The following is a 13,864-nucleotide window of genomic DNA, read 5'->3' as shown; positions in this document are numbered from 1 at the left end:
GGCGCTCACCCCCACGGGTCGTCGTGATCATCCACCGGGTCCCACGGAAGGTCCTCCCAGGAACAGGCGGAGGTCGCCCCCGAGGTGAGCCCCCAGGGGCTCGGCACCTCCTCCTCGCCGCCGTCCTGCACCGGCAGCCGGTCGATCACCGCGACCAGGGCGGGCGGCAGCTGCGGGGCCAGCCCGTGGTGCACCCGGGAGAGGATGTCGCGCCGCACGTCGTCCGGCAGCAGCGGCCGGTTCATCCGCAACGCCCGTGGGCCGGGCGGCCGTTCGGCCGTGGCCAGCTGGTCCGACCAGGCCCGCCAGTAGTCGGCGTCGTCGGTCTCGCCGAGCATCAGGTGGTGCAGGTGCAGGCAGTACGCGGCCGTCCCGCTGCCCGAGCCGGCCGCGAAGCGCCACCAGAACTCGGCGCCCTCCTCCTTGCCGGTCGCGTACAGCAGCGCGCCGAACACCTCGGCCCCCTCCGGCTGGATCCGGCGCGCGTTCACCAGCAGGTCGAGTCCGCGCGAGGCGTCCGGCGCGCCCAGCACCAGGGCCACCACCAGGCCGAGTTCGAACGCCGCCTGCTCGTGCTCCGAGGGCAGGTGCGCGGGCGCGGCGGTGAGGCGCGCCCGGCGCACGGCGGCGATCCGCTCCGCATGGGCGCGTTCGGGCCGCGGGACGCGGAACACCGTGCGCCCGCCGTCGGCCCGGTCCGGTCCGTCCGGGGCCCGGTCCTCCGGTGCCGCCGTCACAGCTCGCCGCCGCCGTCAGGGAGTTCGCCCACCCCGAGCCGGCGGGCCAGCCTCTCCCGGGCGTGCCGGAGGTTGGAGTGCACCGTCGCCACCGGCCGTCCCAGATACGCCGCGATCACCTTGACATGCAGGCCGAGCAGGTACCGCAGGATCACCACGTCCCGCTGCCGGTCCGGCAGTTCGAGGATCGCCGCGTACAGCCGCACCTCGTCCGCCTCGCTGTGCAGCAGCCCCTTCGCCACCTGCTTGAAGGCGCCGATCACCGCCGCGAAGGTGACCGCCTCCACCTCGACCGGCTCCTCGGAGGCCACCCAGTCCGCGACGTGCCGATTGGCCAACCGCCAGGCGTACGCGGCCGGTTCCTCGAGCCGGAGCACCTGCGACCAGCAGCGGGCCAGGTCGGCCTTCACAGCCGAGACCACCAGCTCCGCGTCGGACTGGCTGCCTATCCGGGTCAGGGCCAGGGCGCGCCAGGCGGGTTCGTGGGTCTCGCAGAAGGCCGCGTAGGGGAGGCCCAGGCGAAGTTCGGGGTCGGAGCGGAGTCCGGGGTCGGTGTCGGCCGTCGGCTCCGCCGCCGGCCCGTGGAGGTACGCCACGGCCGTTCCGCCCCGGTGCCTGCGCGTCGGGGCGCCCCTGTCGATCGTCATCGGGCCTGCTTTCCGTGGCCGCCGGCTGCGCACCGGGCCACCCGAGGGTCGGGCTGTCTGCGCCCATCCTCATTCCATCAGGCCTGTCACTCCAGGCTGCAATCCGAATACAGATTGTCATCTCATGGGAACCAGCGGTTGGTTGGAATGCCCGGAAGCTGTTCGGAACACGAGGGGCCGCGCCTATCGTGGGCGGGGAGGATCGATCGGGCACGGCACCGGGGGGAGAACACGGATGGGTCTCTACGACGGGGTGGACCTGCGGCTCAACGTTCCGCACTCGGCGCGGATGTACGACTACTTCCTCGGCGGGTTCACCAACTTCGCCGCCGACCGCGAGGCCGCCGGACACGCCCTCGCCGTCGCGCCCTGGCTGCGCGCCGCCGCCCGCGTCAACCGCTCCTTCATGCAGCGCTCGACCCGTGCCCTCGCCGAGCTCGGCTTCGACCAGTTCCTCGACATCGGCACCGGCATCCCCACCTCGCCCAACCTGCACGAGGTCGCCCAGGGCGTCCGGCCGGACGCCCTGGTGGTCTACGCCGACAACGACCCGATCGTGCTCTCGCACGCCCAGGCCCTGCTCACCGGCACCCCCGAGGGCCGCACCGCCTACGTCGAGGCCGACGCCACCGACCCGGCCCGGCTGCTCGCCGCCCCCGGACTGCGGGAGACCCTCGACCTGTCCCGCCCGGTCGCGCTCTCCCTCAACGCCCTGCTCCACTTCGTCCCCGACACCCACGGCGCGTACGAGCTGGTCGAGCACCTCAAGTCCGCCCTCGTCCCGGGCAGCGCCCTGGTGATCACCCACGTCAGCCCCGAGTTCGCACCCGAGGACATCGCCACACTGACCCGGATCTACGAGGCGGCCGGCACCGCGGCTCAGGCCCGCACCCGGCTGCGGATCGCCCGCTTCTTCGACGGCTGGACCCTCCTGGAGCCGGGGCTCGTCCCCATCGCGCAGTGGCGGCCGTCCCCCGACGAGGCGCCCGTCGCCGCCGAGGAGGTCTCGCTGTACGCGGGGGTGGCCGTCCGGCCGTGACGGGGGCGCCCCGGCCACACCCGCGGCCGGTCACATGGTGTTGACGATGAGCCCGATGTGGGTGAAGTAGTTCAGCCCGCCGAACGCCAGGAAGGCGAGGCCGGCCAGCCCCCACACGACGCCGATCACCGGGCTCATCCACCGTCGGGGGTCCCGCAGCGCGAAGGGGAAGAGCAGCGCCCCGATGCCGACCAGCACGTACAGCCCGGACATGAAGCTCGCCTCCAGCCACGGCCAGTCCGAGAACTCCCCGGAGATCGGCTCCTCCGGCGGGGCGGCGAAGAGCGTGTACTTCCAGCCCGCGGCGGCGATGCCGAAGCAGGCCAGCCCCATGCCGAAGACGAACACCGAGATCGGCGCGGCCACCCGGACCGTCCGGTCGACGCCGTCCGCGGCGAGGAGCTCGCTGCCGCGCTTCCAGAGGTAGAAGGAGGCGGTCAGCAGGAAGACGCCGAACGCCAGGGCGGGTTCGCCGAAGATGACGTTGTCGAACGGGAACCCCTGCCCGGCCAGCGGCCAGGTCAGGGTCATGTGCAGGCCGGTGGTGACGAGCGTGAACCCGAGGGCCCCGAACGCCAGCGCCCAGCCCTCGAGCGTGGTGCTGCGCCCCTGGACGAGGAGTCGGCGCCCCAGGGCGACCACCAGCAGGAGTCCGGCGCCGGCGGCCACCGACATGATCGTGTTGTAGGTCGGCATCCTGGCCCAGTCGATCTTCAGGCCGGATGCGGCGAGCGGCATGGCGTGCTGAATCATGGATCAGGGATGACGCGACACCGTCCGTCGGCAAACCGCGCGCCGCCCGGGTCCACCCGGCGGGCCCAGCCGATCCCGTCCGGCGCCGCTCCCGTTCCCGTCCCACCCGCTCCCGTCCCACCCGCTCCACCCGTGCGGCCCCGTCCCCCCGGGCCCAGACTGGTGGTGGATCGACGCTGCCCCGGGAGGCTGGGAGAGGCATGCTGCTGGGACTCACCACCGCCTTGGTCGCGACCGTCTGCTTCGGCTTCGGGGCGGTCTTCCAGGCGCGCGGGGCGCGGTCGGCCCCGCGCGCCGACCGGGTCCGGGCGGGCCTGCTGGCCGCGCTGGCGCGGTCCTGGCAGTTCCTCCTCGGCACCCTGCTGGACATCGTCGGCTTCGCGCTGAGCATCGTCGCCCTGCGCACCCTCCCGCTCTTCCTCGTCCAGGCCGTCACCAACGCCAGCCTGGCCGTCACCGCCCTGGCCGCCGTCTGGCTGCTGGGCGCGCGGCTGCGCCGCGGCGACCTCGCGGGCATCCTCGCCGTGGTCGTCGGCCTGACCCTGCTGGCGCTCGGCTCCGGCCGGGAGGGCCGTGACCACGCCGCGCCCGCCTTCCACTGGGCGCTGCTCGCCACCACCGCCGTCCTGCTGCTCGCCACCCTGGTCCTGGTGCGGCGGGAGGGCAACGCGGCCGCGGCCGGCCTGGGGCTGCTGGCCGGGGCCGGCTTCGGCGTGACCAGCCTGGCCGTGCGGGTGCTGGACGCCTCCGGCCCGGTCGCCGTGCTCACCGACCCGGCCGCCTACGCCCTCGCCGTCGGCGGCCTCGGCGGCTACCTCGCCTACGCCCTGGCCCTGCAACGCGGCACGGTGACGGCCGCGACCGCCGCCGGGACGGTGACCGAGACCTTCGGCCCGGCGCTGGTCGGCGTGACGGTGCTCGGGGACGCCGCGCGCCCCGGGTTCGAGTGGTGCGCGCTGACGGGCTTCGCGGTGGCGGTGGGCGGCACGTTCGTGCTCTCCCGCTTCGGCGAGCCGGAGGGCGGGCCCGCGGAGCCGACCGCCCCGCACCGGGACGCCGAGGCGGAGCCCGCCGTACCGCCCCGGTAGCCCGGACGGCTCCGCCGTGCGAAGGTGACTTGCCGGACAAAACGGACGGCTAGGCGGTCACAGAGCGGCAGGTGCCCGATGGCGGAGGAGCCCCACTCCCGACCCCGGCGGTCGGACCCGAAGGAGGTCACCGACCTCGCGGCTCCCGCCGACCGGAAGGCCCTGAAGCCCCCGCCGGACCCGGCCGACCGCCCCGTCGCGCTGATCACCGGCGCCTCCTCCGGGATCGGCCGCGCCACCGCCACCCGCCTGGCCGACGCCGGCTGGCTCACCCTGCTCTCCGGCACCGACCGCGCCCGCCTCGACGAACTCGCCGACCGCACCGGCGGCCGCGCCCTGCCCGAGGACCTGAGCAAGCCGGACGGCCCGGCCCGCCTCGCCGAGGCCGCCCTGGCCGACACCGGCCGGGTGGACGCCCTGGTCGCGAGCGCCGGCCTGGGCTGGCGCGGCCCGTACGCGCAGACGCCCTCCGACACCCTGGACCGGATGATCGAGGTCAACCTCGCCGCCCCGCTGCGCCTGGTCCGCCTGCTGCTGCCCGGCATGCTGGAGCGCCGCCGCGGCCGGATCGTGCTGCTCGGCTCGATCGTCGGCCAGGTCGGCTCGCGGGAGGAGTCCGGCTACGCGGCCACCAAGGGCGCGCTGACGATGTTCGCCGAGAGCCTCTGGTACGAGCTGCGCGGCACGGGCGTCGGGGTGCGCCTGGTGCTCCCCGGCGCGGTGGACACCCCGTTCTTCGAGCGGCGCGGCACCCCGTACGAGCGCGACTGGCCGAGGCTGGTCCCGGCGGACCGGGTCGCGGACGCGGTGGTGGCGACCATCACCACCGAACGCGACCGCCTCTACGTCCCGCACTGGCTCGGCTTCCCGTCCCGCCTCCACGGGGTGGCACCGGGCGTGTTCCGCCGGATGGCCGCCCGCTTCGAGTGAGCGCCGCCGTGCACCGGACGGGCACCGCCGCCGTCGCCGCCACTGCCCTCGCCGTCGGCGCGGAGTTCCTGCACCTCGCCCCGGCCGCCGTCCGCCTGCCGCCACTGCGCCGTACCCTGGCCCGCAGCACCGCCGGCCACGGCACCGCGCCCGGCCACGTCGCCCTGACCTTCGACGACGGCCCCGATCCGGCCAGCACCCCGTACGTCCTCGACGCGCTGGACGAACTCGGCGCCCGCGCCACCTTCTTCCTGCTCGGCGCGATGCTGGAGCGCGCCCCCGGGCTCGGCCGCGAGCTGGTGCTGCGCGGCCACGAGGTGGCCGTCCACGGCTGGCACCACCGGCCGCAGTGGTACCCGGCCCCCGCCCGCGACCTGCGCGAACTGCGCCGCGCCAGCGAGGCCGTGACCGAACTCTGCGGCGCCCGCCCGCGCTGGTACCGCCCGCCGTACGGCGTCCTGACCGCCGGCCCGGCCCTGGCCGCCCGCCGGCTCGGCCTACGCAGTGTGCTGTGGACGGCCTGGGGCCGCGACTGGACGGCGGAGGCCACCGGCGAGTCCGTCTACGCGACCGCCCGCCCCGGCCTCACCGGCGGCGCCACCCTCCTGCTGCACGACTCCGACTGCACCTCCGCCCCCGGCTCCTGGCGCGCCACCCTCGCCGCCCTCCCACTGATCGCCGCCCACTGCCGCACCCACCGCCTCACCCTCGGCCCCCTCCGCGACCACCGGGTGCCGTCGGGCGCGGGGAACCGTCCGGGGTGACGGACGCACCGGCCACCACCCGCGTGCCGCACCACGTCCCCCGCGCGGCTAGCCCAGCCCCATCCGTCGCAGCGCCGCCCCGAACCCCGCCTGCCAGGCCTCCGGTGTGGCGCCGGGGGACGGTGCGGGCTCGGGGCGGCCGAGGGCGGCCAGGGCGTTGCGGACCACCTCGGCCGGGCGGGCGGTGGCGACGTCGGCGTGGCCGAGCTCCAGCTCGTGCTGGAGGTTGTCGCGCCCGTGCCCCTGCACCACGTCGAGGAGCAGCAGCCGCCGGCCCAGCGCCCGTGCCTCGCTGCAGGTGTCGCCCGAGCTGGTGACCACCAGGTCGGCGGCGGCCATCAGCGCGGGGACGCGGTCGGTGTAGCCGAAGGGGTGCAGCCGGGGCTCCCGGCGCGCGGCGGTCCGCAGCCGGCGCTCCAGCTCCCGGTTGCGCCCGGCCACCGCAAGCACGTGCGGCCCGGCGGCGGCCAGCGAGGCGGCAGTGCGGGCGAGCGGGCCGAGCCCCCAGGAGCCCGACATCAGCAGCACGCAGGCGGCGCCCGCCGGTACGCCCAACTCGGCGCGCGCCGCGGCCCGTTCGGGCGGCCGGTAGAACGGCTGCCGCAGCGGCGCCGGCACGACGGCGACGTCGGCGTCCGGCCGGTACCGCCGCACCGCGCACGCCGCGACCTCCGAGGTGACCAGGAACAGGTCCGTCCCCTCCTGCACCCAGAGCCGGTGCGGCGTCACGTCGGTGCAGAACACGAAGTGCCGGAACTCCCGCTCCGGTGCCTGCCGCAGCAGCCGGTTGACCGCCGAGGTCGCGGTGGCGAACACCGAGACCACCAGCTGCGGCCGCTGCGCCGCGATCAGCTCCCGCAGCGCCGGGACCAGCCGGGCGCGGGCCGCCGCGTCGGCGAGCAGGGCGAGCCGGGCGCCCGGCCGCAGCGCCGAGAAGTGGAAGGCGTCGTACACCCCGGGCAGATCGAGCAGCCGGCGGAACACCGCTTCCCCGGCCGCGCCGGAGCGCTGCCCGAGCAGGGCCATGGCGTCGACCGTGCCGGTGGTCCAGCCGCGTTCCCGCAGGGTGTCCGCGCAGGCCTGCGCCATCACGTCGTGGCCCTGCCCGAGCGAGCCGGAGACCAGCAGGGCGTGCGGCATCGGGCGGCCCCCGTCAGGCGCCGGCGGCCGAGCCGACGGCGGCCCGGTACCAGTCCGCGTACTGCTGCACGCCGGCGGTGAAGTTGGTGCTCGGCGACCAGCCCAGCAGCCGCTTCGCCTGTGCCGAGGAGATCCGCCGCCCCGCGTAGTCGGCCTTCCGCCCGTCGATGTGCTCGATGCTGACGGGCCCCAGCAGGGCGTCCACGGTGTCGGCGATGTCCCGCACCGAGACGGCCGCCGAGCCCTCCAACGCGAAGGTCTGGTCCTCGGCGGCGGGGGAGAGGGCCCGGACGTGGGCGTCGGCGAGGTCCTCGACGTAGACGAAGTTGCGGCTCTGCCGGCCGTCCCCGGCGATGGTGATCGGCTGGCCGGTCAGCGCGGCCTGGACGAACCGGGCGACGACCAGCTCGTCCCGCATCCGGGGGCCGTACGGGATGCCGTAGCGCAGGATGGTGAAGTGCTGCCCGTAGAGCTCGCGGTAGCTGTGCACCAGCATCTCGGCGGCGAGCTTGGTCGCGACGTACAGATGGCCGCTGTGCTCCAGCTCGATCGGCACGTGCTCGTCCAGCTCCTGTTCGCCGCCGTCGATCTGCCCGTCGGTGAGGGCGGCCCCGTAGACCCAGACGGTGCTCGCCAGCACGGTCCGGCTCAGGCCGCTGCGCCGGGCGGCCTCCAGGACGGCCTCGGTGCCGTCGATGTTGGTCCGCACCGCGCGGACGGGGTCGGCGGAGACCTGCTCGACGTCGGCCATGGCGGCCAGGTGGTAGACCACCTCGCTGCCGGCCAGCGCCGCAGTGAGAGCCCCGAGGTCGAGGATGTCGAGCCGCGCGTGCTCGGCGTCCGGGTTGAGGTACTTGTCGGTGGTGTCCACCGCGAGGACGTCGTGGCCGGCCGCGATCAGGTGGTCCACGACGTGTGAACCGATGAACCCGCAGCCTCCGGTGACGGCTATCCGCACGATCCTGCTCCCTTCGCTCCGGCTACCCGGCCAGGCGCCGGTACACCGCGGAGACGGCGTCGACCACCTGCTCCGTCTCGTCCTCGGTCATGTCGGAGTGCACCGGCAGGCAGACCTGCCGGGCGCAGACGTCCTCGGCCACCGGCAGCGGCCCGCGCCGGTAGGGGGCGAGCACCGGCTGGAGGTGCAGCGGCAGGTCGTAGACCTCGCCGGACAGCCGCACCCCGTGCTCCTCGGCCACCGCCCGTTTGAACTCCGCGCGGTCCACCCCGGACGGCAGCAGCGCCACGTACTTGTAGTAGTTGCCCCGGCAGCCGGGCGGTTCGAGCACCGGGTCGAGGCCGTCCAGCCCGGCCAGCGCCGCGTCGTAGCGGCGGGCGACGGCCCGGCGGGTCTCGATGAACTCCTTCAGCCGGCGCAGGTGCACCGCCCCGATCGCGGCATGCGGCTCGCTCATCCGCCAGGAGTAGCCGAGCTTCACGTGGTGGTTGGTGGTGAAGGAGCCCTTGCCCTGGTCGCGGTAGACCCGGGCCTCGTCGCGCAGCTCCGGCGACTCGGTGAGGATCATCCCGCCCTCGCCGCTGGTGGTGACCTTGGTCGGGTAGAAGGAGAAGGCCCCGGCCAGGCCGAAGGTCCCGGCGGCGCGCCCGTCGAAGCTGCTGCCGTGGGCGTGCGCGGCGTCCTCGACCAGCGGGATACCGCGCCGGTCGCACAGCGCCCGCACCGCGGTGACCTGCGGGCCGACCAGCCCGCCGATGTGCACCAGGACGACGGCGGCGGTGTCCGGAGTGAGCGCCGCCTCCAGGGTCTCGGGGGAGAGCGCGAGGGTGGCCGGGTCGACGTCGGCGAAGACCGGACGCCCGCCCGCGTGCACCACCGCGCCGGCGGTCGCGTAGAAGGTGACGGCGGGGACGACCACGTCGCGGCCCCGGACGTCGATGCCGCGCAGGATCACCTCCAGCGCCGCCGTGCCGCTGCTCACCGCGACGGCGTGCGAGGCGCCGTGCTCGGTGGCGAAGGCCTGCTCGAAGCGCTCGGTCCACGGACCGAGGGTCAGCGCGCCGGTGGTGAGCATCTCGGTCACCGCTTCGGCGACGGCCGCACGGTCGCTCTCGTCGAACACGATGCGGGCGGCTGGAACGCCCATGGGGCACCTCCGGCGGCGGGCTGCGAAAGCAGCACCAATCGGGTCGGATCCTCCCGAACCGCACGTCAGCGGACGGGTCAGGCACATCACGCTACTTCGCCCACCGGTCCGCGGCCCGCTGCCGCGGACCGCACGGGTGACCGGATCTGCTTCCGCCGCAGGTCCAGGGGCTGCTTCCGGGGTAGGACGCGCGCTCCTCCGTACGGGGGAGGGCACTACTGCGTCCGCAGTACGCAAACGGCCTGCGCAGGGACGACGACGGAGTAGGGGTCGGCGATCAAGGATTGGTCATGCTGCGGCGGACCGCGTCCACCAGGACGTCCGGCCGGCCGCGGCACCTCCCGATCCCGAGAACCGCATCCGAAGGAGTCCGCTCTCCCGTGGCCACGTTCCTCTACCGTCTGGGCCGATGGACCTTCGTCCGGCGCCGGCTGGTGACCTTCCTCTGGGTCGCCGTGCTGGCGGCCGTCGGAGTCCTCGCGGCCAAGGCGCCCGCCGCACCCGACGACGGCTTCGCGATGCCCGGCACGGAGGCGCAGAAGGCCTTCGACCTGATGAACGAGCGCTTCCCCGGCGGCCACGCCGACGGGGCCTCGGCGCGCCTGGTGTTCGTCGCCCCCTCCGGCCAGAAGATCACCGCCGCGCCGAACCAGCAGGCCGTCGAGCGCACGGTCGGCGAGCTCGCCGGCTCCGAGCAGGTCACCAGCGCGGTGGACCCGTTCAAGATGAAGGGCGCCGTCTCCGCGGACGGCACCACCGCCTACGCCACGGTGAGCTACTCCGCCAAGGCCGGCGAGGTCTCCAAGACCGCCACCGACACCCTCGAGCAGGCCGCCCAGCACGGCCGGGACGCCGGCCTCAAGGTCGAGATCGGCGGCACCGCGCTGATGGCCAAGCCCGACGCGGGCGGCAGCAGCGAGGCGATCGGCATGGCGCTGTCCGCCGTCGTCCTGGTGATCACCTTCGGCTCGCTGCTCGCGGCCGGCCTGCCGCTGCTCACCGCCGTCATCGGCGTCGGCCTCGGCATGGCGTTGATCACCGCGCTCGGCAGCACGCTCGGGCTCTCCACCACCACCGGTACGCTCGCGATGATGCTCGGCCTCGCGGTCGGCATCGACTACGCGGTGTTCATCGTCTCCCGCTACCGCGCCGAGCTCGCCGAGGGCCGGACGCCCCAGGAGGCGGCGGGCCGGGCGGTCGGCACGGCCGGGTCCGCGGTGGTCTTCGCAGGCCTCACCGTGGTGATCGCGCTCGCCGGCCTCTCCGTGGTCGGCATCCCGATCCTGGCCAAGATGGGCATGGCCGCCGCCGGGACGGTCGTCATAGCCGTGCTGGTCGCGCTCACCCTGGTGCCCGCGCTGCTCGGCTTCCTCGGCCGCAAGGTGCTGCCGCGCAAGGCCCGCAAGGCCCGCGGTGCGGCGGCCCCGGGCGCGAAGGAGAACGGCGGTGCCCGCTGGGCCCGCTTCATCCTGCGCCGCCCGCTCGCGGTGCTGCTCGGCGGCGTGATCGGCCTCGGGGTGCTCGCCGCCCCGGCGCTCGACCTGCGGCTCGGCCTGCCGGGGGACGAGTCCAAGCCCACCTCCACCACCCAGCGCCGCGCGTACGACCTGCTCTCCGAGGGCTTCGGCCCCGGCTTCAACGGCCCGCTGACGGTCATGGTGGACGCCAAGGGCGTCGCCGACCCGAAGGCCGCCGCCGACGAGGTCACCAAGAAGGTCTCGGGTCTGCCCGGGGTCATCGCGGTGACGCCGCCGATGTTCAACCAGGCGGGCGACACGGCCCTGCTCAACGCCGTCCCGGCGACCGGCCCGAGCGAGGCCGAGACCAAGGACATCGTGCACGCCATCCGCCACGACGCGGCCGGCCTGAAGACGGCCACCGGGGCGACGGTCCTGGTCAGCGGCACCACGGCGATGAACATCGACGTGTCGCAGAAGATGTCCGACGCGCTGGTGCCCTACCTCGCCGTGGTCGTCGGCCTCGCCGTCATCCTGCTGATGATCGTCTTCCGCTCGCTCCTCGTCCCGCTGAAGGCGGCGCTCGGCTTCCTGCTGTCGGTGGTCGCCGCGCTCGGCGCCGTGGTCGCGGTCTTCCAGTGGGGCTGGCTGGCCAACCTGATCGGCGTGGAGCAGACCGGCCCGGTGATGAGCATGATGCCGATCTTCATGATCGGTGTGGTCTTCGGCCTCGCCATGGACTACGAGGTGTTCCTGGTCACCCGCATCCGCGAGGGCTTCGTCCACGGCGAGGAGCCCGGTGAGGCGATCGTCACCGGATTCCGGCACAACGCCCGGGTGGTCACCGCCGCCGCGTTCATCATGATCGCCGTCTTCGCGGGCTTCATCGGGATGAGCGAGCCGATGATCAAGATGATGGGCCTGGGCCTCGCCGCGGCCGTCGCCTTCGACGCCTTCATCGTCCGGATGACCATCGTCCCGGCTGTCCTCGCCCTGCTCGGCCGCCGCGCCTGGTGGCTGCCGCGCTGGCTCGACCGCCTGATACCGGACGTGGACGTCGAGGGCAGCAAGCTCGTGACCGCCGCCCCGGAGCCGGCCCCGGCCCGGGAGTCCGTCACCGTCTAGGGCGCTGCCGCCCGCCCGGTCCCGCCATCGCGCGGGCCCGGGCCGGGCACCGCGCCTCGGCCCGACCCCGCGCGGCCCGATCCCGTACGGCTCGGACAGCGGTTCGAACCCCAACCGTTACCGTTGCTGTCGGGGACCGCCGTACGTCCGGAGCCCCCGACCCCGCCCGCCGCTCCCACCGGGAGCGGCGCGGCACGAACTGGCGATGCCCGGGCGCGGGCGCGGCCAGCGTCCCCCGACCGGAGAGCACGAGCATGAGCGACATCTGGCAGCGCCTACGCCGCGACCATCCCCGGTTGCTCGACGCGGCAGGCGGCGCGGGCGTGATCACGGTCACCGGCCTCGGTGCCACCATCGACCAGAACGGCGGCCACTTCACCCCGTTCGCCGCGCCCACCTTCGCCATCGCGCTGTTCTCCGCCGTCACCGTGCTCGCCCACCGCCGCCACCCGCGCGCGGTGGTCGCCGTCACGCTGCTCTGCACTATGGCGCTCGCCATGGTCAGCCCCCGGCTCACCCCGACCGTGGCCACGCCGCTGCTGCTCGCCCTCTACTTCCTCGCCATCCGCACCGACCGTGCCACCGCGCTGCGCGCCTCGGTCGTCACCGCCGTCCTGCTCACCGGGATCACCCTGCTGCTCGGCCCCGGCGGGCCGATCAGCGAACGGCTCGGCGTGCTCGCCTGGGCCCTGCTGCCCGGCGCCCTCGGCGACTCCATCCGCAACCGCCGCGCCCACCTCGCGGCCATCGAGGAGCGCGCCGAACGCGCCGAGCGCACCCGCGAGGAGGAGGCCCGTCGGCGGGTCGCCGACGAGCGGATCAGGATCGCCCGCGACCTCCACGACGTCGTCGCCCACCACATAGCCCTCGCCAACGCCCAGGCGGCCATCGCCGTCCACCTCATGGACAACCACCCCGTCCAGGCCCGGGAGGTGCTCAGCCACATCACCGACGCCACCGGCTCGGCCCTCCAGGAACTGCGCGCCACCGTCGGCCTGCTGCGCCGCGCCGAGGACCGCGCCCCGCTCGAACCCGCCCCCGGCCTCGACCGGCTGCCCGAACTGATCAACACCTTCGAGCGGGCCGGTCTGCCGATCCGGCTCTCCGTCGAGGGCGAGGCCCGGCCGCTGTCGCCCGGCGTGGACCTCACCGCCTTCCGGATCGTCCAGGAGTCGCTCACCAACGTGGCCAAGCACGCCCACGGCGCCGACGCCGAGATCACCCTCGCCTACAGCGGCAGCCGGGTCGCGGTCAGCGTCGCCAACGGCCGCCCGACCGCGACCGGCCGCCGCCGCGCGGTGCCGCTGCCCCAGCACCCGCCGAGCGAGGGCGGCTTCGGCCTGATCGGCATGCGCGAGCGGGCCGGGGCGGTGGGCGGCCGGCTCAGTGCCGACCGGCGGCCCGACGGGGGCTTCCTGGTCACCGCCGAACTGCCGCTGCGCACCGGCGCCCGCGACGACGGCCCCGAGTCCGTGGGCGCCCTCACCGCCGCCGACGTCGCCCGGGCCGCCAGGGCCGCGCGCGCCGCCCGCACCGATCGCCCGGCACCAGCCGATCGCCCGACACCAGACGAAGGACAGGACGGCGCCGCCCGAGCGGACGGCGCGGTCCGAGAGGAGAGGGACCACGCATGACCATCCGGGTACTGCTCGCCGACGACCAGGCCCTGCTGCGCGGCGCCTTCCGGCTGCTGATCGACGCGGAGGAGGACATGGAGGTGGTCGGCGAGGCCGCCGACGGCCGGGAGGCCGTCGAACTCGCCCGGGCCACCAGGCCCGACGTCGTACTGATGGACATCCGGATGCCCGGCACCGACGGCCTCGGCGCCACCGCCGAGATCTGCGGTGACGAGGCGCTGTCCGGCACCCGGGTGCTCATCCTCACCACCTTCGAGATCGACGAGTACGTGGCCCAGGCGCTGCGCGCGGGCGCCGGCGGGTTCCTCGGCAAGGGCGCCGACCCGAAGGAGCTGCTCGCCGCCGTCCGCACCGTCGCGGCGGGCGAGCGCTGTCCGGCACCCGGGTGCTCATGCTCACCACCTTCGAGATCGACGAGTACGTGGCCCAGGCGCTGCGCGCG

13 protein-coding genes are annotated in these 13,864 nt (G+C 74.9%); 7 read left to right on the top strand and 6 right to left on the bottom strand.

Going from position 1 to position 13,864, the window contains the following annotated elements; genetic code table 11:
* Window positions 1-5: 5 nt before the first annotated feature.
* A complete protein-coding gene (locus tag ACFRQN_RS00325) occupies window positions 6-737 on the bottom strand; it encodes a hypothetical protein (protein WP_380737225.1) in 732 nt (243 codons plus the stop codon).
* Window positions 734-1,384 (bottom strand): RNA polymerase sigma factor, encoded by a 651-nt coding sequence (locus ACFRQN_RS00320; protein ID WP_380737223.1) that lies wholly within the window; start codon window positions 1,382-1,384, stop codon window positions 734-736. The genes ACFRQN_RS00325 and ACFRQN_RS00320 overlap by 4 nt, the downstream gene beginning before the upstream one ends.
* A gap of 235 nt (window positions 1,385-1,619) precedes the next feature.
* Between ACFRQN_RS00320 and ACFRQN_RS00315 the strand changes: the two genes are divergently transcribed.
* The gene (locus tag ACFRQN_RS00315) at window positions 1,620-2,423 is read left to right on the top strand and encodes an SAM-dependent methyltransferase (protein WP_380737219.1); all 804 of its coding nucleotides are present in this window, start codon (window positions 1,620-1,622) and stop codon (window positions 2,421-2,423) included.
* Window positions 2,424-2,453: 30 nt separating this feature from the next.
* Here ACFRQN_RS00315 and ACFRQN_RS00310 read toward each other — a convergent pair whose 3' ends face one another.
* Window positions 2,454-3,176, bottom strand: coding sequence for a DUF981 domain-containing protein (locus ACFRQN_RS00310; protein WP_049656235.1), 723 nt, complete (start codon window positions 3,174-3,176; stop codon window positions 2,454-2,456).
* 200 nt (window positions 3,177-3,376) lie between these two features.
* Here ACFRQN_RS00310 and ACFRQN_RS00305 point away from each other — a divergent pair, with 200 nt between their 5' ends.
* From ACFRQN_RS00305 to ACFRQN_RS00295, 3 genes are all read left to right on the top strand, one after another.
* Window positions 3,377-4,264: a DMT family transporter gene (locus ACFRQN_RS00305; protein WP_049656234.1), complete on the top strand. Its 888-nt coding sequence runs from the start codon at window positions 3,377-3,379 to the stop codon at window positions 4,262-4,264.
* Window positions 4,265-4,342: 78 nt separating this feature from the next.
* Window positions 4,343-5,194: an SDR family oxidoreductase gene (locus tag ACFRQN_RS00300; RefSeq protein ID WP_074004863.1), complete on the top strand. Its 852-nt coding sequence runs from the start codon at window positions 4,343-4,345 to the stop codon at window positions 5,192-5,194.
* 8 nt (window positions 5,195-5,202) lie between these two features.
* Window positions 5,203-5,958 (top strand): polysaccharide deacetylase family protein, encoded by a 756-nt coding sequence (locus tag ACFRQN_RS00295; RefSeq protein WP_380737217.1) that lies wholly within the window; start codon window positions 5,203-5,205, stop codon window positions 5,956-5,958.
* Between the two features lie 48 nt (window positions 5,959-6,006).
* Here the strand turns inward: ACFRQN_RS00295 and ACFRQN_RS00290 are convergent, their stop codons facing one another.
* The 3 genes from ACFRQN_RS00290 to ACFRQN_RS00280 are packed head-to-tail and all read right to left on the bottom strand — an operon-like array spanning window position 6,007 to window position 9,203.
* Entirely contained in the window at window positions 6,007-7,098 is a 1,092-nt protein-coding gene (locus ACFRQN_RS00290) for a hypothetical protein (RefSeq protein WP_380737215.1), read from the bottom strand.
* Between the two features lie 13 nt (window positions 7,099-7,111).
* Complete coding sequence (locus tag ACFRQN_RS00285; RefSeq protein WP_380737213.1) at window positions 7,112-8,056, bottom strand: NAD-dependent epimerase/dehydratase family protein; 945 nt, start codon at window positions 8,054-8,056, stop codon at window positions 7,112-7,114.
* Between the two features lie 22 nt (window positions 8,057-8,078).
* Window positions 8,079-9,203: a DegT/DnrJ/EryC1/StrS family aminotransferase gene (locus tag ACFRQN_RS00280; protein ID WP_380737211.1), complete on the bottom strand. Its 1,125-nt coding sequence runs from the start codon at window positions 9,201-9,203 to the stop codon at window positions 8,079-8,081.
* Between the two features lie 380 nt (window positions 9,204-9,583).
* On the opposite strand from ACFRQN_RS00280, the gene ACFRQN_RS00275 reads away from it, so the two are divergent.
* The 3 genes from ACFRQN_RS00275 to ACFRQN_RS00265 all read left to right on the top strand — a co-directional run.
* Entirely contained in the window at window positions 9,584-11,785 is a 2,202-nt protein-coding gene (locus tag ACFRQN_RS00275; protein WP_380737209.1) for an MMPL family transporter, read from the top strand.
* Window positions 11,786-12,039: 254 nt separating this feature from the next.
* The gene (locus tag ACFRQN_RS00270; protein WP_380737207.1) at window positions 12,040-13,419 is read left to right on the top strand and encodes a sensor histidine kinase; all 1,380 of its coding nucleotides are present in this window, start codon (window positions 12,040-12,042) and stop codon (window positions 13,417-13,419) included.
* Window positions 13,416-13,864: response regulator transcription factor (locus ACFRQN_RS00265; protein WP_380737205.1), on the top strand; the 449-nt coding region annotated here is incomplete at its 3' end. The genes ACFRQN_RS00270 and ACFRQN_RS00265, both read left to right, overlap by 4 nt.

Source organism: Kitasatospora sp. NPDC056800 (genome assembly GCF_042789775.1).
GTDB lineage: Bacteria > Actinomycetota > Actinomycetes > Streptomycetales > Streptomycetaceae > Kitasatospora.
Note: the sequence above shows the minus strand (reverse complement) of the source record. Positions and strands in the feature narration are given on the sequence as shown.